Here is a 20,691-nt window from a genome sequence, read left to right on the forward strand (position 1 = left end):
CTCCGTCCTCAATTTACGTCAGCTAGTCGCGACTTTCATCTCCTAGTTTACCTCAGAGCGGAGGGCAGGTCTACTGCTTGGGGGAACGCATTTTCATCCAGCGACAGCCGCTCAATTTTCTTGACCGCGAACCGCGCGCTCCTTGATTATCGGCTTAGGCTTTACGCCGGATTTGCTGCCTCCGAGCTTATTCGCCCCCACGACGCCCGCAATAATCAGCACAGAGCCGACGACATGATAACCCGTAATGCTTTCGCCGAGGAACAAAGCCCCCGCCAGCATGGAAACAATGGTCGACAGGTTGGAGAATACGCTCATTTTCGAAGCTTCCATCTTGGACAGTATATAGTTGCTCGTCAATGCGGTGACGAGAGACGACGCGATGCCTAGGAACAGAATCGCAACAAGAAAAGTGCCGCTTGCGAGCGGGACGAAGAAACGGTCCATTGTATTCAACGATGCGTGTTCGGCAAGAGATACGACCAGAAAAGTGACAAATCCGAGACCGAGCATGAAATAGCTGATTTCAGGCGGACTGAACTGCTTCGACAGCGAGCGGGCAAGCACGCCGTAGCTTGCGAAAGCGACGCAGGTCAAGAACAGCAGCGAAATGCCGAGCATATTCGACAGGTCCAGGCGTCCCCCTTTCATGACGAAAATAAACACCACGCCGAACACCGAAAGGAAAATCGATAGCTTCTGCAAAAGTGTGGTCGTTTCCTTCAAAAATAACGCGGCGAACAGCATCGTGACGACAGGCGTAAATGCATACAGAATGCCGCCTTCGGCAGAGGAGGCGTGCTGCAGTCCGAACGCCTGCAGCGTGAAGAAAGCGAGCGGATACGTCAGCGACAGCAGCATCAGTTTATGCAGCGGCTTGCCGCGATAGCGGAGCTTCACCCAGCCGAATGCTACGGGAATCGACATGACCAGAAACGATGCGGCGAAGCGAAAGGTCAAGGTGTCGAGCGGCGAGCCGTGCTCCAGCGCCGTCTTCGCGAACAGAAACGAAAAGCCGATAATGACGGCATTCAGTACGGCAAGCAAATAAGCAAGCTTTAGTCCGTTGTTGGTGTTGGTACTCATAAGACAACATCCTTTCCTTAAAGCAAATTTCGGGAGTTGTGCCGGCGAACGACGTTCTCCATTAGGATCAATGTAAGGCAGTACGGAACTGCTAACAATAACGAAAATCGAGTACTGTATCGATACAGTTGAGAGAAGCACGCAACGAAAGTGCCCTTTTATGGTATATAATAAAACTACCACTTAACGAATCAGGAGAACGCTATGAAAACAAATGCCGCCCGCATGCTGGATGCCGCCCGCGTGGCCTACCGGCTCATGCAATATGAAATCGATGAAGACAATTTTAATGCCGCAACCGCCGCGGATAAGCTCGGTTTGCCCGCAGCGTCGGTGTTCAAGACATTGGTCCTCAAGGGCGATCGCACAGGTCCACTCGTCGTATGCCTGCCCGGCGATCTGGAGCTGAACCTGAAAAGCGCCGCCGCCGTTAGCGGCAACAAGAGCGTAGCGATGGTTCCGGTAAGCGAAATCTTGGCGTTGACGGGTTATGTTCGCGGAGGCGTATCACCGCTTGGGATGAAGAAGAAGTTTCCGACTTTCATCCACCTGACGGCGCTTGAATTGGACGAAGTGGGCATTAGCGGAGGCAAATGGGGGCTGGAAATCGTATTAAGCGGCACCGATCTGATCGCCGTCACGCAAGCGAAAACAGCCGACCTCGGCATGCCTAAGCCATGAGAAAATACGACCTGATCCTGACGGACATGGAGCGCCGGATGAACGAGGGGGCCTACCGCCCCGGGCAGAAGCTGCCTTCGGTCCGCTCCGCCGCAGCGTCGTACGGATGCAGCGTCAGCACGATATCCCGCGCTTATTCGGAATTGGAACGGCGCCATCTCATTTATTCCATCCCGCAAAGCGGATACTACGTTGTGGGGAAACCGGAGCGGCCGCTGGACCAGGAGCATGCGAAGATTGACTTCACATCGGCGTCGCCGGATTTGCACGCTTTTCCTTATATTGATTTCCAGCATTGCTTGAACAAGGCGATCGATATATACAAATACGAGCTGTTCACATACGGTGACGCGCTGGGGCTCGAATCGCTGCGGCATACCCTTGTGTCTCACCTCGCGAATGACCAGGTTTTTGCAAAGGTTGATCAAATCATCATAACATCCAGCGTCCAGCAGGCTTTAACGATTTTGGCCAAAATGCCGTTTCCGAACGGCAAGCAAACGATCCTCGTCGAACAGCCGACCTATGATCTATATTTGCGATTTTTGGAAGAGGAAGGCGTCCCGGTAGCCGGCCTTTCCAGAACGGCGGCAGGGATCGATTTGCAGGAGCTGGAATATCGATTCAAGCATGATGGGATCAAATTTTTTTACACGATGTCGCGTTACCATAATCCACTGGGAACTTCGTACTCGGAAGAGACGCGCAAAGCGATTGCGAAGCTGGCCGGCAAATACGACGTTTACGTCGTGGAAGACGATTATATGGCCGATCTTGGGGAGGAACGCGGATTCGAGCCGATTCACGCTTATGACCGGACTTCGCATGTCGTTTATTTAAAAAGCTTTTCCAAAATCGTGTTCCCCGGCTTGCGTTTAGGCGCCGCAGTGTTGCCCGATCAACTGATACAGCCGTTCCATCGCCACAAATCATACGTCGATACTTCATTACTGTCCCAAGCGGCGCTGGAGATTTACATCAAGAACGGCATGTACGATCGCCATAAGCACCGGATCAGAGACATATATGCCCAGCGAATTCGCGCTTTTTACGAGGCCATATCGGATTATAACAACGACGGTTTGCTGGAGGTCCCTCAGGGGGCATCCGGCGTTCATATGCATGTTAAAGTTCCGCGGACCGCAAATTTGGACCAACTGGTAGCCAGGCTGGCACGAAGGGGAATTATTATGGTACATGGCGGTCGCTTCTATTTGTCCGATTATTTGGACCGGGAAAAGTTTCTGCGAATCAGCATCTCCAGGACGACGCCGGAGCAAATCGCCATCGGGGTGAACGCCATTGTAGAGGAAATTAGAGGAAACAAGCTCGACTACGGATACACGAAATAGGGACTTATGGCACATAGGCCGTAAGTCTCTTTTTTTGTCGATTTTGTTCTTTTGCCGTGATATCATTCCAATATTGTCCACATATATGTTGCTAGATGGGAGAGAGTTACAGGGATGAAAAAGCTAGTGTTTGGGCTCGTTTTGGCTATGATGGTCCATGTGTTGGCGGCCTACGCGTCTTCTGCGGAGACTGCGGTGGGAGGCAAGTCCAAGATCGTTTCGGTTCTCGACAAAGAAACGTTCCTGATGGACGACGGTTCGATGTGGGGGCAAACTTCGATCAGGGCGTCTAGCACGCCAATCAAGATATCGTTTCGATTGCAAGCGACGGGCATGACGGCTGTGCGTTGACCCGATCAGGCAAAGTATACGGCTGGTCCGTGGTTGGGAAGCTGCAGGAAGAGAAAGACATGACCGATGTCGGCAAAATTTTCAACGGCGGCTAGGGGGCGGGCCGCTAGTTCAGGAGCGAGTTTGAGCTTTTGTCGGTATCCCGCTTGCTCAGGAGCAGGCTGAGCTATGTCGATATCCCACTTGCTCAGGGACGAGTTAGAGCTTTTGTCGATATCCCGCTTGCTCAGGTACGAGTTAGAGCTTTTGTCGATATCCTGTTTGCTCAGGTACGAGTTAGAGCTTTTGTCGGTATCCCGCTTGCTGAGGAGCGAGTTAAAAGCTTTTGTCGATATCCCGCTTGCTCAGGAGCGAGTTAGAGCTTTTGTCGATATCCCGCTTGCTCAGGAGCTTGAGCTTTTGTCGATATCCCGCTTGCTCAGGAGTGAGTTTGAGCTTTTGTCGATATACCGCTTGCTCAGGAGTGAGTTTGAGCTTTTGTCGATATCCTGCTTGCTCAGGAGCGAGTTAGAGCTTTTGTCGATATCCCGCTTGCTCAGGAGCAAGTTGAGCTTTTGTCGATATCCCGCTAGTTCAGGAGCCAGTTGAGCTTTTGCCGATATCCCGCTAGTTCAGGAAATAGTGGGATTTTTGTGACCGTTCGCTAAGTTAGAAAGGTCCCGTTTTCAAGGCTCGCATTCATTTAGGATTCAATCATTGTTAAAGACATGGCAGCGTGATTCGATGAAGTCAAAACAGTTCGATGGTTTCATCCAAGCTTTTTCTTCCTGAGCCAACGGGATATCGACATAAGGACGGCATCAAGCGGAGATTGCTGCATGCTGCCAGGAAGGTGCTTCGTCTTCAAATCCCGCGTTCCCTCGTCATGCGAATTGGAAGGAGGGACCTGAGTGAAAGGGATATCGACAAAAGGGATGGTTTTTAAAAGGTTGGTTTTTCTATGAGGAATATTTATCCAAAATACTCCTGCCGACAAATATCCCGGATTCCTTCGTGATCCGAATGCTGCCGGTTTCTTTCATAACAGCCTCGACGAAGCTTTTGAATTCCTCCGCGCGTTCCGGGGCAAGAACGATCTCGTCCTCTTGGAGTCCGTTGCAGGATAAGACATAATTCACGATGGCGTCGGCTTCCGTGACAATTAATCCGTCTTCGTAGTAACGTACCTCAACGGAGTCGAAATAACGTTCCAACTGCGCCTGCCCGTTATCAAGGGAGAAGTTGGCTTCGATGGACCCGAGCACGCGGTCGTATTTCGTATCGGGGTCGAATTGCCTCATCAGCTGCTTCATCTCCAGCATGTTATTCGATCCGATGGTTGTTGCGTAGAACGAGCCCCCCGGCTTCAGAATGCGGGCTATCTCCGACAAACCTTTAGGCCGGTCGGACAAATGGTAGAGCATATGGTTGGCGATGACGGTATCGAATGTATGATCCGGGTAATGAATGCTGTGGGCGTCGATCGCTTCGTATGTGAAGTCATGGGAGACTTGCTCCAAGCTCTTCCGGGTTGCATCCAGCATGCCTTCGGAATAATCGGAAAGGGTGATGTTCCAGTGGGCGGGGATTCTGCCCGCATTCGCCATCCACAAGAGTCCGTTGCCGCAGCCCAGCTCCAGAACGTTGGCATGATCTCCCGCATGGATTTGGTCGAACACCCATAGCGGCCATGGATATTTGTTCGTGCTGAAGTTTGCGTGGAGGTAGATTCGCGCCTTGAATTTATCGGCGGTGGCGTATTGCTGCCTGCTAAACGTTGCGGCATCGCTTGGTTTTTCGGTCATTTGGGTATTCTCCCTCGTTTGGTTTTTTCGGCTTGTACCGCCTGCGTCCGAGATTGTCTCCATTGTTTCATCGTTTCCCCGTACCGCAGCAGCATCGACGCGAGGCCCTGCACATCTTCTCCGCTCCAATCCTTTAAGATCCCCGCAAGTCCTTCAATACTTCGCTCAAGAAAAATGGTGAGCTGGTCTTCGCCGTCCGGCGTTATCCGGATCAGGCTGGAGCGCTGATCGGCAGGATCGGTCGTCACGGCGACTTGACCGGCTGCCTCGAGTGTTTGAATCCGCCGCGTTACGGAGGAAGGATTGAACTGAAGCTCCTCGGCGATATCCGAAGGTCGCAACTGACCGCGAATTTTGAGCTGCATCAAAATTTCGAACGTGATCCGGTCCAGATCGGACCGCATGTCTTGCGCTTTCTTGAACTCCTGGATGAGAAGCAGCGTCCCGTGGGCCAGCTTCTGCAAGTCGTCTCGTTCTATCGTCATTACGGTTTCCTCCTTATGGAAATGAGTATACGAAATTTATTTGCTTCGTGCAAGCAAATAAAAGTACAGGAGATGATAAATTATTTCATCGTTTCACTTGACAAATATTTTTATAATGTCATAATGATAATATCAAAACGAATCAAAAGGGGGTGCCTACCATGACGACGGATGAAAGCAAAACGTATTCCGCCGCAAACTACCGGACGCCGGACGGCGCGCCAGCGGATATCGTTATTTTCACGATTACGTCGGAAGCGCAAAAGAAAGGAACCAAAGCGCTGCCGAAGCGGGAGCTTAAGGTGCTGCTGATCCAGCGTAAAGTGTGGCCCTTCGCGGGCATGTGGGCGCTGCCGGGCGGATTTTCAAGGGATACCGAATCGATGCACGAAACGGCAAGGCGGGAGCTGCAAGAAGAAACGGGCGTTGACGGCGTTCATATCGAGCATTTTAACGTATATTCCGCTCCGGGTCGGGACCCTCGTGGCTGGATTATTTCGAACGCCTACCTGGCACTCGTGAATGAACGGTTTCTCAAGGATCGCCGGGCATCGGACGATGCGGCCGACGTCGGATTGTTTACGGTGGAGGAGGCATTAAACGAGCTGGAGCTTGCTTTTGACCATAAGCAAATCATTCAAGATGCGCTTGCGAGGATCAAGGAGAAAATGCTCGTCACCCCGATCGCCAAAGAATTTCTGCCGGAAACGTTCACGCTGAGCGAGCTGTACCAGGTCATCCAGACCGTCGTGCCGGAATTCGAGGAGGCGAACTTCATCCGCAAATTGAAGTCGACGCAAAGCCGCAGCGGTTTGCTGGAGGAAGTCATCGACACTCAAGGAAATCCGTTAAAATCAAACGAATATTCGCAGCGGGCCGCGCAGCTGTATCGGTTCAGCGGGGAAGTGCCTACGTTGTCTTTGTATAGCTAAATTTTTTTAAACATTGATATTGTCGTAATGATATTATCGATTTGAAATTCAGGAGGAGATTCCGATGAACAAATGGTACACGATGCCGATTCTAATGATCGCGATGCTGGCCGTCGCTTATTACACGTCTTCGACGCCGCTTGAAATTGTCGCAACGACAACGGGGATGTTAAGCGTATGGCTTACGGCGCGGGAAAATATTTGGAGCTGGCCGATCGGCTTAGTCAACGTAGCATGTTTCTTTTACATGTTCTATGAAGTGAAGCTTTACGCGGATATGACGCTGCAGGTGTTCTTTTTCTTCTTGAGTGTGTACGGCTGGATCATTTGGCTGACGAAACGCGGCGGCGGCAAAGTTCGTCCGACGAGACGAATTTCGCTTCGGCTTGCGGTTACGCTGGCGATCGTGCTTGTGGCCGCGACCAGCGGCTGGGGATACGTGCTGGAACGATTTACGGATGCTTCGATCCCGTACGTGGATGCTTTTATTGCGACGTTAAGCATCATTGCGCAGTACCTGCTGTCGAGCAAGGTGCTGGAGAGCTGGTACGGCTGGATCGCCGTCGACGTGCTGTCGATCGGGATGTACGCCTACAAAGGACTGGGCGCGCTGGCCTTCTTGTATATGATTTTTCTCGGCATCGCCATTGCCGGCCTGCTGGGTTGGAAACGACAATTCGAACGGAGTGAAACGACATGGGCGACAAAAAGATCGGTTTGACATTAGGCAAATTCGCGCCGCTGCACCGAGGCCATCAATTTATGATTGAAACGGCGATTAAGGAAACCGACGAAACAATCGTCATCATCTACGATTGTCCCGAAACGACGAACGTGCCGCTTTCTGTACGCTCAGGTTGGATTAAGTCGCTGTATCCGGACGTGGAAGTGATCGAGGCTTGGGACGGTCCGACCGAAATGGGCGATACGCCGGAAATCAAGCGAAAGCAGGAGGATTATATTCTCGGTCTGTTGAAAGGCAGGAAGATCACGCATTTTTATTCCAGCGAATTTTACGGCGAGCATATGAGCGAGGCGCTTGGCGCGGTGAATCGTCAGGTTGACCCGGATCGGGAGACGTTTCCCGTCTCCGGCACGGCGGTTCGGCAGAACCCTTACGCGAACAAAGCGTTCGTGCATCCCTTGGTGTATCGGGGTCTCGTGACGACCGTCGTCTTGCTCGGCGCGCCGTCCACCGGCAAAACAACGCTCGCCGCGGCGCTAGCCGCAAATTTCGATACGGCATGGATGCCGGAATACGGCCGGGAATATTGGGAGAAGCACCAGTCGGAACGGCGATTGACGCCGGAGCAGCTCGTCGAGATTGCGGAAGGCCATGTCGAGCGAGAGGATAAGCTTGTTTGCGATGCGAACGGTTATCTTTTTGTCGACACGAATGCCATCACAACGTACATGTTCGCCTTGGATTATCACGGCGAGGCGCTGCCTCGGCTCGTCGAGTTGGCGGATCAGGCCGCCAGCCGCTACGATCTCGTATTTCTATGCGGCGACGATATACCGTATGACTATACGTGGGACCGATCGGGCGACGTACACCGGCACATTTTTCAGAAGAAGTTCAAGGCGGACTTAATCTCGCGGAAGATTCCGTTTATCTCGTTGCATGGCAATCTGGAAGAACGCATCGGCACCGTGATGGCCGTTTTGGCGCAATATGAGAAGTATCGCAGCTTGGGAGAGCTGTTCATTAGGAGGTAGTGAAGATGAATCGGGAACAAAGAGTCAGGATTGCGAAAGAAACGGTTGAAATTTTGGAAAAAAGTTTTTATGCGAATCGGGCAGGTCAAACGATTGATCTCAAAAATACGCTGACAGCGTCGATTGAACAGTCGATGTTGTACACGCCGGGCATGGTCGAGTCCTTGCGGCGAGAGGCTTTGGCAGCCGTCCGTCATCCTGAGGAAACCATAATCGAAGTGACGAACGAAACGACGCTGCACGCTGCCAGGCGATGCATTGATGCAGGGGACGGCAAAACCGTTTGCTTGAACTTCGCTTCCGCCAAAAATCCAGGCGGCGGGTTCCTGAACGGGAGTCAAGCGCAAGAAGAAAGCCTGGCCAGGGCGAGCGGTTTATACCCCTGCATCGCGCAGATGAAGGAGATGTATGAACATAATCGAGGCTTAAAGACGTGCCTTTACTCGGATTATTTGATCTATTCTCCCGATGTGCCGGTATTCCGTGACGATCGCGACGAGCTTCTTGACGTTTCGTATCCGGTTTCTTTTATTACGGCACCGGCCGTGAACGCAGGCGTTGTCAGAGAGAGGGAACCGGAGAACGTCGGTTTGATTCGATCCGTCATGAGGAACCGGATGGATAACATTTTGTCAGTTGCGTGGCGTCACGGATATGAAACGGTTGTATTAGGGGCTTACGGATGCGGAGTGTTTCGCAATGGGCCGGTCGATGTAGCGGAGGATTTTCAAGCTTTGATGTACGGGAAATTCAACAATGTATTCAAGCGAATCGTATTTGCCGTTTATGATCAATCCGTTCGGCAGGAGACCTTTCATGCTTTCGAGTCGGTTTTACGAAGGAGATAAAATGGCATTCTCCTGCGCTGCAAGCTGGATGAACCGTCGGATAAGCTGTTAACAATGCGGTGCAATCAATTTTAGACACAAACCTGATAATGCCAGCCATTGTTCGATGCAGGTTCCGGATGTATCGTTGTCGTATAGATAATTATTCGATATGGCAAAAGGAGATGCACGCGGGTGAAGACGGCAACTGAATTGTTAAAGCCTTTAACGGAAGATCAGGTTCGGTTTTATGAAGAAAACGGATATGTCATTTTGCCTGGAGGATGCAGCGGCGATTTGATCGATGCCTTTAACGGACACATCTATGATGTGCGAAATCAGCATCCGATGCCGGAATGGGCGGCATGCGAGGAGAGCAAGAAGTATTCGCTTCGGTTATTTAACCCGCACAAGCACGACAGCTTTTCCCGTCAGGTGATGAAGCTTCCGGCGATCCGCGGCGGCTTGGCCCAGCTGATGGGCAAAGAGGCGGTTTGCGTGCAAAGCATGTATTTCTACAAGGAGCCGGGTTCGCCGGGCCAAGCTTCGCACCAGGATTATTATTATATTAAAAACGATCCGATGACGATGATCGCGGCCTGGATTGCGATGGAGGACAAGGTTGACGAGGAGAACGGCTGTTTATGGGTCATTCCGGGCACGCATAAGCTCGGCCTTCTGCCGCATGGCGCCGTCAAAAATCTGGAGGAGCATGAGTCGTGGACCGATGAAACGGAAGGCACGGATCTAAGCAAGCAAATTCCCGTGATCATGGAAAAGGGCGATATTTTGTTTTTCCACGAGCTGCTCATCCATTCCTCGAACAAAAACCGGAGCGCGAACCGTTGGCGAAGATCATACGTCTGCCATTACATCCGCGAGGACGCGAACATCACGTTCCGCGAAGACTTGCGGGTGAAGTACCCGCTGTATTGATGGCGGACTCGGCGTTTGGCGAAATAGACCGTCTTGACATCAATTGCAGGGTTCCGTATAATCCCAATAACTAGAATATTCAGATAATAGCAATGAAGAGAAAGAGTACGGCGGCGATGTCTTCTCCAGAGAGCTCCGGTTGGTGAAAAGGAGCGAAGAATACCTGCCCGAACATGGTCTCCGAGCTGCGCACCGAAACCTCATCCGGTTGTAGGCTGCGCCGGTTCCCGCACCCGTTAACGTGCTAGGGTATAACCGCGCTAGCGGCGTACCTGAAGAGGCGAGCATCGCGAGATGTTCATGAAAATTGGGTGGTACCGCGTGAGTATAGGCTCTCGTCCCTTGTGGATGAGAGCTTTTTTGCGTCCAAAAAAAGGAGGAAAATGTGTATGGACAACATTTTTATCGGCGGCGCTTGGCCGTATGCGAACGGTTCTTTGCACTTGGGGCGGGTAGCCAGCCTGCTGCCCGGGGACGTTCTGGCGCGTTATTTTCGCGCGAAAGGAAACCGGGTGTTGTACGTATCGGGCAGCGACTGCCACGGTACGCCGGTTGCCGTTCAGGCTGCGCAAGAGGGTGTTGCCCCCGGAGATATCGCTGACCGGTTTCATCGCGAATTCGTCGATTGCTTCGAGAGGCTCGGCTTTAGCTACGATCTGTACACCCGAACCGACCAGCCCGTTCACCATCGGGTCGTACGGCAATTGTTTTTGAAGCTGCTGGACAACGGCTTCTTGTATAAGAAAACGATCTTGCAGACGTATTGCGAAACGGATCAGCGTTTTTTGCCCGACCGGTACGTGGAAGGAACATGCCCCGTCTGCGGCAAGAGGGCGCGCGGCGACCAATGCGACTATTGCTCGACGCTGCTGGATCCGGCCGATCTAGCCGACAAAACGTGCAAGCTCTGCGGCAATCCGCCGGTCGAGCGCCCGACCGAGCATTTTTACCTGGCTTTGTCCAAGTTTCAGGAGGAGCTGTCGTCGTATGAGGACAAGGCGCAGGGCTGGCGGGAGAATGCCGTGCATTTGACGAAGCGGTACTTGGAGGAAGGGTTACAAGATCGCGCCGTCACGCGAGATTTGAGCTGGGGCGTCGACGTGCCCGTCGAAGGCTTCGAGGAGAAGAAAATATATGTGTGGATCGAAGCAGTGGCGGGGTATTTGTCCGCAAGCCAGCAATGGGCGGAAGAGAACGGTGGCCGCTGGGAGGATTTTTGGCTGGACGGTCGGGATGAAGGGCAAGGGCAGGAGCAGGAGCAGGGACAAGGGCAAGGGCTGGTGCGGGGGCAAGGGCAGGAGCAGGAGCAAAGACTAGGGCGGATCACTGCGTATTACGTGCATGGTAAGGACAACGTACCGTTTCATACTCTAATTTGGCCAGCACTGCTACTAGGCGCGGGGGGCTTGCATTTGCCCGATCGGATCGTGTCTTGCGAGTATATGACGCTCGAAGGGAAAAAGTTTTCGACCAGCCGGAATTGGGCGGTCTGGGTGCCGTATTTACTGAGCCGGTACGAGCCGGACTCGATTCGCTATTTCCTGATTGCGAACGGCCCGGAGAAACGGGATACCGACTTCTCCTGGAGGGAGTTCATTCATAGCCATAACGGCGAGCTTCTAGGCGCGTTCGGCAACTTCGTCAATCGGACGCTCGCTTTTATTAACAAATCGTTTGACGGCCGGGTTCCGGAAGGAAGCGGGGATGCGGAGTGGGAGAGGCTGCTTGCGAGCCTGTACGCCGAGGCGGGAGAGATGATCGAAAAGGGCGATTTGAAGGAAGCGCTCGAAACGATATTTGCCGCGATTCGCAGCGCGAATAAATACTTTGACGAACGCAAGCCTTGGGTGCAGGTCAAGCAAGATCGCGCGGCATGCGGTGAAACGCTGTTTACTTACGTGCAGATCATCGCCAATTTGGCGAATCTGCTGGCACCGTTCCTGCCCTTTGCCTGCGAACGCATCAGGAAGTTTCTTGCCTTGGAGCAGCCGGCTTGGAAGCTCGTATCGGTACCGTGCCATCGCCCGGTGCAGGAGCTGGAACTCTTGTTTCAGCGCATCGACGTTGAGCGGATCGAGGAGGAGACGCGGCTGCTTGCGCAGGGCCAGCAGTGAACCGGTACGAAGAAAGGAATGCCGGCAAAGTACGGAAAGGATTAACGATGTAGTGAGGTAAAGGAGAAAATGCGAGCGTGTTGGGCGGTGTGGTGGAAAGTAACATGACTGATGTTGCAGCTATGAGAATGACCGGCGTAGAGAATACTGGAGTACCGTTCAGCGAAAGTGTTGGGAAGGGGGAGAGGTGATGAAGATGGTGCTAGTATGCGAGAGTGCCGGGTGGTGTGGAGAAATAACTAGGAAAATGCAGTTATTTTACGGACTCCCGGAGGGGGGGAAAAATAACTGCGAAACTGCATGTATTTTTCGGTCAAAATCCGAAAATCAGGGGGATTGTCAAAAATAGCTGCAGGTTTGCACCTAATGGTTCAAAAACGGGCAAGAGGGCAGAAATTAACTGTAGGATTTACAGTTATTCCTGTTCCTACAGTAGTCGGGATCCGCGGAGGCAGTTGCGACTACCGGACCACTATATCGCGCCACTATACCACTATGCCGCTAGGCGATTGCGCCGGAACCGTCGCTCCTTGCATGCCGCCCTTCATCCGATCAGGGCAGCAGTTCAAGGAACTTTTTGGACGCCGCCGACAACGGGACGTCCCGCAACGTGGCGATGCCGATATGACGCTCTGGGACGTGAGGCGCAAGCGGGATTTCGAGCAGCTGCCCGGCCGCGAGCTCTTCGGCGACGAAGTTGCGGACGGCAAAGGCGAGCCCGAACCCGCTTCGTGCGAACTGGGCGAGCAAATCCATGCTGCCCAGCTCGAATTCCGGCGTCAGCTGCACGCCATGGGATAATGCGTATTCGTCGAGGTAACGCCGCGTATTGCTTCCTTGCTCGAGCAAGAGCAGCGGATAGCGGCTCAGCTCTTCGAGCGGCAACGCTTTTGCCGCAAGCGCAGCATAAGCTTGCCCGCCGACAAGGCAATCTTGCTGCGACGAGCTTTGGCGGAACTCGACTTTGCGGTCTTCCGCGGGCAGGTTGACGATGCCGAAGTCGATTCGGCCTTCTTTCAGCAGCACGATCGTTTCCGGCGTCGTCCGGTTCGTGACGCGGATCCGGATGTCCGGGTATTGGCGATGAAACTGCTCCAGATAAGGGAGCAAATAATGCTTGCACAACGTATCGCTTGCGCCAATGTTGATTTCCCCTGCGAGCAGGCTGTGCATTTCGACGATTTTTTTCTCGCCGGTTTCCATAAAGCTGAATGCTTGTTCGATATAACGATACAAAACTTCGCCTTCCGTCGTCAGGCTGACGCCTTTGGCCGTCCGGAAAAAAAGCTGTCCGCCCAGCTTCGTTTCGAGCTGCCGGATCGTTTGGCTAACGGCGGGCTGCGTAATGTGAAGCTGCTCCGCGGCTTTTGTCAAAGAGCCGGTTCGTGCCGTCATGTAGAAGACGCGATACCATTCTGCGCTAATGTCCATGTCATCACCCTGTCTTATGTCTCGTATTAGTAATATCAATTATTCTAATGTAGTTAACGACATTATAATAATCGATGTAAGGCGAATACAAGTACGGAGGCGAAAAAAATGACAGTTACGGCGATCGTTGGCGCCAATTGGGGAGACGAAGGGAAAGGGAAAATGACGGACGTGTTGGCGTCGGAGTCTGCTTATGTCGTGCGGTATCAAGGCGGAAGCAACGCGGGGCATACGATAATTAACGATTACGGCAAATTTGCTTTGCATATGCTGCCTTCGGGGGTTTTTTACCCTCATGTGACGAACGTGATCGGCCCGGGGACGGCGCTTGACGTCGATATGCTGCTGAAAGAGCTGGATACGCTTATCGCTAGGGGTGTACCTGCGCCGAAGCTGCTCGTATCGGATCGGGCGCAGATCGTATTGCCGGTACACCGGTTGTTCGACGAGTTGGAGGAAGCACGGCTTGGGGCACGGGGCTTTGGATCGACGAAGCGGGGAATCGCGCCGTTTTATGCCGACAAATATGCTAAGCTAGGTATTCAGGTCGCCGACCTGTATGACGGTGAACGGCTGCGGGGACGCCTGGAGCAATCGCTGGCGGCCAAGAACATCCTGCTTCAGCATCTATATGAAAGCAATCCCGTTCAAGTTGACGAATTACTGCCGCCGCTTCTGGAGCAAGGCGAGAAGCTTCGGCCGTTCGTCGGCGATACGACGGCAGTGCTGCACGATGCTTATGCCCAAGGAGACGCCATTTTGCTGGAAGGCCAGCTGGGAGCGCTTCGCGATCCCGATCATGGCATCTATCCGTTTTCGACGTCGTCGTCGACGCTGGCCGGTTTCGCGCCGGTTGGGGCGGGGCTGCCTCCTTATGCGATAACTCGCATCATGGCTGTCGTCAAAGCCTACTCGAGCTGCGTCGGAGCAGGCCCTTTTGTTACGGAGCTGCAAGGGGACGAAGCGGACGAACTGCGCAGCCGCGGGGGCGACGCCGGTGAGTACGGGGCTTTGACGGGCCGTCCGCGCCGCGTAGGATGGTTCGACGTTGTTGCGACCCGGTACGGCTGCAGGCTGCAAGGTGCGACGGAAGTTGCGTTGACGAACTTAGACGTATTAGGCTACTTGGACGAAATTCCTGTATGCGTCGGCTACGATTTGGGGGACGGCTGCGTGCCAGACCGCTTCCCCGTAACGGCGAAACTGGATGCCGCGAAGCCGGTCTGGCACCGGCTGCAAGGATGGAAATGCGACATCTCCGGCATTCGTTCATTCGGAGATTTGCCCGAAGCGGCGCGGCGTTACGTCGAATTCGTGGAAGCGTCAACCGGTGTTCGCGTGGCGACCGTTTCGGTTGGACCCCGCCGTGAACAATGGTTTGAGCGTTGAGGCGGAATATCGCCGTATTTAAAAATTGGATAATATTGAAATGTATACGTGATAATGTTATATTAAAGGAAAAATATAACGTGTAACCGAAAGGGCATGAGTGAAAAAGCAACGCTTTTTTACTTGTGCCCTTTTTTGTTATATCCAAGGGAGTGATGCATATAGAAACTTAACCCAATAGAGTCCAATTTTCAGGGCAAGTAAAAATATTGAATGGAGGTTATTTGTTTATGAAAACGCTTTACAATGTCCGTAAATGGATCAGACGGTCTTTCACCGCAGCACTCATTGTATCCATTATCATCTCGTCCATCGGTATAACTGCCGCCCATCCGGTTTACGCCGATTCATCAAGTGGCGAGCTTGCGTCGAATATGGTTGAAGTTCCTCCCATAACGCCGAAGCCGCAAACCTTGCAGGTCACGGGTAACGGTTTTGTGATCGGCGCGGACGTGGCTCTAATTACCGGAGCGGGTACCGAACAAGATACGGTCGATTCGCTGAAAGTGCATTTGCAGAGCATCGGCGTAACGAACATTGCAGTAGGAATGGATGATCAAGAACCCGAACCGCAATCGCCTGTACTGATATACGTCGGGGGCCCGTCCGAAAACGCGGCTTCCGAAGCCCAATTGCAATTGCTGGGTAGCGAGTGGCCGAACATGCTTAACGATGAAGGTTATGTGCTTGCATCCGGTTATGACGGTGTTGTCGGCCAAAACAAAATCGTACTCGCGGGACAAACGCCGAAAGGTACCTTTTATGCGCTCCAAAGCTTTAAGCAATTAACGGTGCGAAGCGATAGCGGCTACGCTTTTCCAAGCGTACAGATTACGGACTGGCCGACAATGGCCTATCGCGGCGTGGTAGAAGGGTTTTACGGGAAGCCTTGGTCGCACCAAGACCGGATGAGCCTCTTGGATTTTTATGGAACACGCAAATTAAATACGTATATTTACGCTCCAAAAGACGATGCATACCATCGGGAAAAATGGCGGGAACCCTACCCGGCGGCCGATTACGAACGGCTCCGCGAGCTGGTCCAGAAGGCGAATCAAAATCGTGTGGACTTCGTGTTTGCGATTTCGCCCGGCGGGGACATGGTGTTTTCGAGTAATGAAGATTTCGGGCTGCTCGTTCAAAAAGCGCAGGCAGCTTGGGATCTGGGAGTTCGTTCCTTTGCCATTTATATGGATGACATCGATCCGAATTTGCGCCGTCAAGCCGACAAGGATAAATTTGGAAACGATATCAATCCGTCGGCGGCTGCCCAAACTTATGTATTGAACAAGTTTAATCAGGAATTTATCAAGACGCATAATGGCGCAAAGCGGCTGATCACGGTTCCGACGGATTATTTTGGATTAACGGAAACGCCGTACATCTCCCGTTTCGCGGAGCTGCTGGATGCCGATATTCTCGTTCACTGGACGGGAAAAGGCGTATTTGCCGATACGGTAACAACCACCGAGGCAGATATAGCAAGAGCATTTTACAAGCATGACATCTTATTCTGGGACAATTTTCCCGTTAATGACACGTCTCGAGATAAATTGTATTTAGCGCCATTGCAAGGCAGAGATGGGAAGCTGTATGAGCACGGTATCGCAGGTTTTGTCTCGAATCCTTCGGAAGATGCGGAGCTTTCCAAGCTGGCGATCTATAACTATGGCGACTATACATGGAATCCAGATGAATATAATTACGAGCAATCTTGGCAGCAAAGCCTGCAGTGGATGGGCGGAGAGCTGTACGAAGCTTTAAAAACGGTTGCGGAGAATAACTACAGCACGCCCGTAACGCCAAACAACGAATCGTTAACGATCAAACCGCTCATCGACCAATTCTGGCAGCAGTATGATTCCGGGCAAGACATTCATCAAGCGGCCGATCGGTTGCATGCAGAAATTATAAAATTGCAGAAGGCGATTTATACCGTTCAGCATGAAATGGGTAATCCGAAGTTTGTTCAGGAAATCAATACACATCTTGCGAAATTGGATTTGCAAACGAAGGTGGCGTCCGAAGCGATTCTAATGCTGGTAGCGCAAAAAAACAACTACAGCCAAAGTGTCATCATCGAACACCGCACGAATCTAATGAAGCATTACGATCTTGCGAACAACATGCCGCAGGTCAGAAACAATCAGCCGCTATATGATTTTATTAACAGAGCAATTGCCGAGAACGACAAGCTGTGGGAAAGAGAGACCCCACTTCCGCGGGAGACGTTGTCTTCTCTTGTTACTTACCAGGACTATTCCATCGATCGGATGGTCGATAACAATCCGGCTACTTTTTATTGGGCTCACGGCCAAGTGCACGGGATGGATGTCGGCGAGTTTTTCGGCATTGATCTGAAGGAAATCAAAACGATCCACGGCGTGCAAGTCGTTATGGATGCAGGCGATTATTTGAATGCGGCGGACATCGAGATTTCCCTGGACGGTGTAAAATGGATCAAGGTCGGAAGCTCTTACGGCAAATCGGCAATTCAAATGTCCTTAAACAATTATAACGCCCGATATGTGCGCGTCGTGGCTGCGGCTCGAAACGACAAATGGGTGAAAGTGTTCGACTTCAATGTCGGGTTGTCCCGAAGCGACGTGAACGTGACGACGAATTTGAGCTACGATCAATTTGTTCCGGCGAATATCGTCGACAATAACCCAAACACGTATTTTTGGAGCGGACAATCGCCGAAGGCGGGCGACGAAATCCGGCTCAATTTTACCGACCCGAATACAATCAATCACATTGCTTTGTTAATGGATTATATGTACAACGTCAAAAAAGGCGTCGTAGAGTACACAACGGATGGGGCCGCATGGAACAAACTGTTTGATTTGAATGGCGAAGGATATAAAATCGTCTCTTTTCCGGAAATAACGGCAAAAGCGCTACGCATTCGCATCACCGAAAATCAGCCTGTATGGCTAATGGTAGGCGAACTCATGTTCAGCAAGTCGGACGCTTCCGACCAAGGGTTTCCAACGCTCGTGCTGGATCGCGAGGCGCTCAGCTTGACCAAAGGAGCGTCGCAGCCGCTGAAATTATCGGCCTCCTATGCTGACGGCACGACGAGGGATGTAACGGGGGAGGCAACTTTCGTCTCCACGAATCCAACGGTCGCCGGTGTCACTGCCCAAGGAACGGTAACGGGTACGGTCTTTGGCGTATCCGAAATTATCGTTGCATATCAAGGGCAGTATAAGGTCGCCAAAGTTGCGGTCGTACCGGAGTCCGGCGGGGAAGCGGTTACGAATCTGGCGTTGGACAGCAAGGCGTATACTTTGAAAATCAAACAAACGCACGCCACCGTCGTCGAAGCGGTTTACGCAAACGGGGATAGACGAACCGTCACCCAAGACGCCGTCTACGTATCGTCCGATCCAGCCGTTGCGAGCGTGAATGCAGCCGGCGAAGTGCTTGGTGTTACCCCGGGAATCACGATTGTGACCGTTACATATGGAGCTTTTGCAGAGCATATTCAAGTGAAGGTCATAGCGGATGACGGACAGGAACCTACGATGGAACGAATCCAATTCCAAACGCCGTCGGTCGAGCTGAAAACCGGGCAATACCATCAAAGCGTCGTTCAGGCAGTATACACGAATGGAGAGATCGTACGGATTAACGAATCGGTGCAGTTTAGATCAACTCATCCGAATATTGCATCGGTAGACAGTCAAGGGATCATTAGAGGATTAACAACCGGAACGGCAAGCATCATAGTGTCCTATAACGGTTTGGAGGCCGTTGCGCAAGTCATCGTCAATCAGGCGGATAACACTTCGCCAGGCGGCAATCCAGTCGGTGGAGGAAGCCCTAACGTACCCGTACAAGTGACCGGCATCGAGTTGACCGCGAAAAATGCGTCGATGAAGGCGGGGGAGAAGCAGCAGCTAACCGTTCGTGCAAAATATAGCGACGGCACCGCAGCAACCGTATCTTCGCGTGTGATCTATACAAGCTCCGATGTGCTTGTAGCCGCCGTCGACCGCCAAGGCCTCGTTCAAGCAAACGCAGCCGGGCGGGCTATCATGACGGCTTATTACGATACGTATTCCGCCTCCGTTACGTTAACGGTGACGAAGGAGGAGGACGATCCTTCATCTCGGACAATCGAAGCGGGGAAAGGGGCTGTATTAAAGATTGGCGAGGAGTTTATTGTACAGGTTTCCGAGTTAACTTTTGCCCGGCCTGTTGCATTGAGCTTATCCAAAATAGAGACTCCCGAATCATTGTTGAAGCTTGGGAAATTATTAATCAGTTCTGTATTTAAGGTAACGATGGATGGGAATCAGAAACCGGCTAAAGCTATAAATCTGCAATTTACAATAGATGTAGAGAAGGCGCATGGCAAAAAAATGGCCTTGTATCGTTATGACGAACAGACACAGCAATGGGATAAGCTTCAAAGCCAATACGATCAGGGACGCGTAACAGCTCAAACGGAAGCCGCGGGAATGTTTGCGGTGCTGTCGGAGGAGGCGCCGCAACCGGTGGACTTCAACGATATGGCAGGGCATTGGGCCGATAATGTGGTGCGTAAAGCTGTTGAACTTGGATTTGTTCAAGGCTTCGAGGACGGCAGTTTTAAACCGAACGCTCCGGTTACCCGGGGCGAGTTCGCGACAATGCTGGGCCGTGCACTGAAGTCGAATGCGGAGGAAGCGCAGCTATCTTTTTCCGATGCAACGCAAATTCCCGCATGGGCCAGAAGTTATGTCGCCGCTGCCGTGCAGGAAGGATGGATTACCGGCTACACTGACAAGTCGTTCCGCGCTGGCCAGCCGATTTCCCGCCAGGAAATGGCGGCGATGATCGTTCGCGCGAGCGGAGAGACCGTCGATCCGGATGCAGCTTTGCCATTTACGGATGAAGGCGGCATTGCCGGCTGGGCGAAACCGTTTGTTGCCAAAGCGTCGCAGCTCGGGTGGGTGCAAGGCAAAGGAGGCGGTGCTTTCGCGCCTGCGGACAAAGCGACTCGCGCCGAGGCGGTTAAAGTGATTCTGGCTTTGCTGCAGCATCAAGATGATGTGAACGGCGGTTGATGTTAAAGCAATCCGAATAGTAAGCAAGAAAGCAAGAAAGCAAGTAGGAACGATATATTCATGGCGGAACACCAGGTACTGTAAAATGGCCTGGTGTTTTTGCATGCCTGCGTTTCCTTAGCTTCGCTAGTCCCACTAAGCGGCTTTTCCCCCATATCGGTTCGAAGAAGCGAGCTCCCGGCTTCATGCTTCGTTAGGGCGGCAAGTGCTGTAACCGGCGGAAATGTGCTGGAGAGGAGCTGTTTTGGCTTAGGGAAGATAGCTAGGGTGCTCTACAAATAATCCCTAATCACTAGGCTACTTTGAAACTTTACTCTCTATTTTTGGAAAATAAACCATGCCATAATCGATTCAAACGTCGACGTTATCGTACAACCATATAAGAAATGAGGGATGCAAATGTTCCGCTGGAGTCATCAAATTCTTGTTCATTTTCGTGTTGCCATGATTGCTTGTTTGTTATGTTCGATTAGTTTATCGTCATGGATCACGCCAATCTCGGGCGCATCGGCGCCGGGCAATATCGACTTCATTGAACCTTCTCCCA

The 20,691-nt window shown here is 52.2% G+C and carries 15 protein-coding genes and 1 other annotated feature; of the genes, 11 read left to right on the plus strand and 4 right to left on the minus strand.

Annotated features, from left to right (window positions below):
- Nucleotides 1-111: 111 nt before the first annotated feature.
- A complete protein-coding gene (locus tag AC0LWM_RS14220) occupies nt 112-1,086 on the minus strand; it encodes a DMT family transporter (protein WP_474675607.1) in 975 nt (324 codons plus the stop codon).
- A gap of 204 nt (nt 1,087-1,290) precedes the next feature.
- Between AC0LWM_RS14220 and ybaK the strand changes: the two genes are divergently transcribed.
- The 3 genes from ybaK (at nt 1,291) to AC0LWM_RS14235 (ending at nt 3,470) form a co-directional block, all read left to right on the plus strand.
- Complete coding sequence (gene ybaK, locus AC0LWM_RS14225) at nt 1,291-1,767, plus strand: Cys-tRNA(Pro) deacylase (RefSeq protein WP_474675608.1); 477 nt, start codon at nt 1,291-1,293, stop codon at nt 1,765-1,767.
- Nucleotides 1,764-3,119 (plus strand): aminotransferase-like domain-containing protein, encoded by a 1,356-nt coding sequence (locus AC0LWM_RS14230; RefSeq protein WP_474675609.1) that lies wholly within the window; start codon nt 1,764-1,766, stop codon nt 3,117-3,119. Before ybaK ends, AC0LWM_RS14230 begins: the two co-directional genes overlap by 4 nt.
- Nucleotides 3,120-3,233: 114 nt before the next feature.
- On the plus strand, nt 3,234-3,470 hold the full coding sequence (locus AC0LWM_RS14235; protein WP_474675610.1) for a hypothetical protein: 237 nt from the start codon (nt 3,234-3,236) through the stop codon (nt 3,468-3,470).
- 938 nt (nt 3,471-4,408) lie between these two features.
- On the opposite strand, the gene AC0LWM_RS14240 is transcribed toward AC0LWM_RS14235, so the two are convergent.
- Both AC0LWM_RS14240 and AC0LWM_RS14245 read right to left on the minus strand, forming a co-directional pair.
- Nucleotides 4,409-5,254 carry a class I SAM-dependent methyltransferase gene (locus AC0LWM_RS14240; RefSeq protein ID WP_474675611.1) on the minus strand — a complete coding sequence of 282 codons (846 nt, stop codon included), beginning with the start codon at nt 5,252-5,254 and terminating at the stop codon, nt 4,409-4,411.
- Nucleotides 5,251-5,739 (minus strand): MarR family winged helix-turn-helix transcriptional regulator, encoded by a 489-nt coding sequence (locus AC0LWM_RS14245; RefSeq protein WP_474675612.1) that lies wholly within the window; start codon nt 5,737-5,739, stop codon nt 5,251-5,253. The genes AC0LWM_RS14240 and AC0LWM_RS14245 overlap by 4 nt, the downstream gene beginning before the upstream one ends.
- Nucleotides 5,740-5,900: 161 nt before the next feature.
- On the opposite strand from AC0LWM_RS14245, the gene AC0LWM_RS14250 reads away from it, so the two are divergent.
- The 6 genes from AC0LWM_RS14250 (at nt 5,901) to metG (ending at nt 12,267) form a co-directional block, all read left to right on the plus strand.
- Nucleotides 5,901-6,671 (plus strand): NUDIX domain-containing protein, encoded by a 771-nt coding sequence (locus AC0LWM_RS14250; protein WP_474675613.1) that lies wholly within the window; start codon nt 5,901-5,903, stop codon nt 6,669-6,671.
- Between the two features lie 64 nt (nt 6,672-6,735).
- Entirely contained in the window at nt 6,736-7,392 is a 657-nt protein-coding gene (gene pnuC, locus AC0LWM_RS14255; RefSeq protein WP_474675614.1) for a nicotinamide riboside transporter PnuC, read from the plus strand.
- Entirely contained in the window at nt 7,368-8,390 is a 1,023-nt protein-coding gene (locus AC0LWM_RS14260; RefSeq protein ID WP_474675615.1) for an AAA family ATPase, read from the plus strand. The genes pnuC and AC0LWM_RS14260 overlap by 25 nt, the downstream gene beginning before the upstream one ends.
- 5 nt (nt 8,391-8,395) lie before the next feature.
- Nucleotides 8,396-9,238, plus strand: a complete 843-nt coding sequence (locus tag AC0LWM_RS14265) for a TIGR02452 family protein (protein ID WP_474675616.1) — start codon at nt 8,396-8,398, stop codon at nt 9,236-9,238.
- 174 nt (nt 9,239-9,412) lie between these two features.
- Complete coding sequence (locus tag AC0LWM_RS14270; RefSeq protein WP_474675617.1) at nt 9,413-10,153, plus strand: phytanoyl-CoA dioxygenase family protein; 741 nt, start codon at nt 9,413-9,415, stop codon at nt 10,151-10,153.
- Between the two features lie 83 nt (nt 10,154-10,236).
- Nucleotides 10,237-10,499: a binding site (T-box leader), on the plus strand.
- A gap of 43 nt (nt 10,500-10,542) precedes the next feature.
- Nucleotides 10,543-12,267 carry a methionine--tRNA ligase gene (gene metG, locus AC0LWM_RS14275; protein ID WP_474675618.1) on the plus strand — a complete coding sequence of 575 codons (1,725 nt, stop codon included), beginning with the start codon at nt 10,543-10,545 and terminating at the stop codon, nt 12,265-12,267.
- Between the two features lie 552 nt (nt 12,268-12,819).
- Here the strand turns inward: metG and AC0LWM_RS14280 are convergent.
- Nucleotides 12,820-13,698, minus strand: coding sequence for a LysR family transcriptional regulator (locus tag AC0LWM_RS14280; protein ID WP_474675619.1), 879 nt, complete (start codon nt 13,696-13,698; stop codon nt 12,820-12,822).
- Between the two features lie 108 nt (nt 13,699-13,806).
- Here AC0LWM_RS14280 and AC0LWM_RS14285 point away from each other — a divergent pair, with 108 nt between their 5' ends.
- Entirely contained in the window at nt 13,807-15,087 is a 1,281-nt protein-coding gene (locus tag AC0LWM_RS14285; protein WP_474675620.1) for an adenylosuccinate synthase, read from the plus strand.
- A 230-nt stretch (nt 15,088-15,317) separates the two neighbouring features.
- Nucleotides 15,318-20,144, plus strand: coding sequence for a beta-N-acetylglucosaminidase domain-containing protein (locus tag AC0LWM_RS14290; protein WP_474675621.1), 4,827 nt, complete (start codon nt 15,318-15,320; stop codon nt 20,142-20,144).
- Nucleotides 20,145-20,691 lie beyond the last annotated feature (547 nt).

Source organism: Paenibacillus sp. sgz302148, assembly GCF_056120465.1.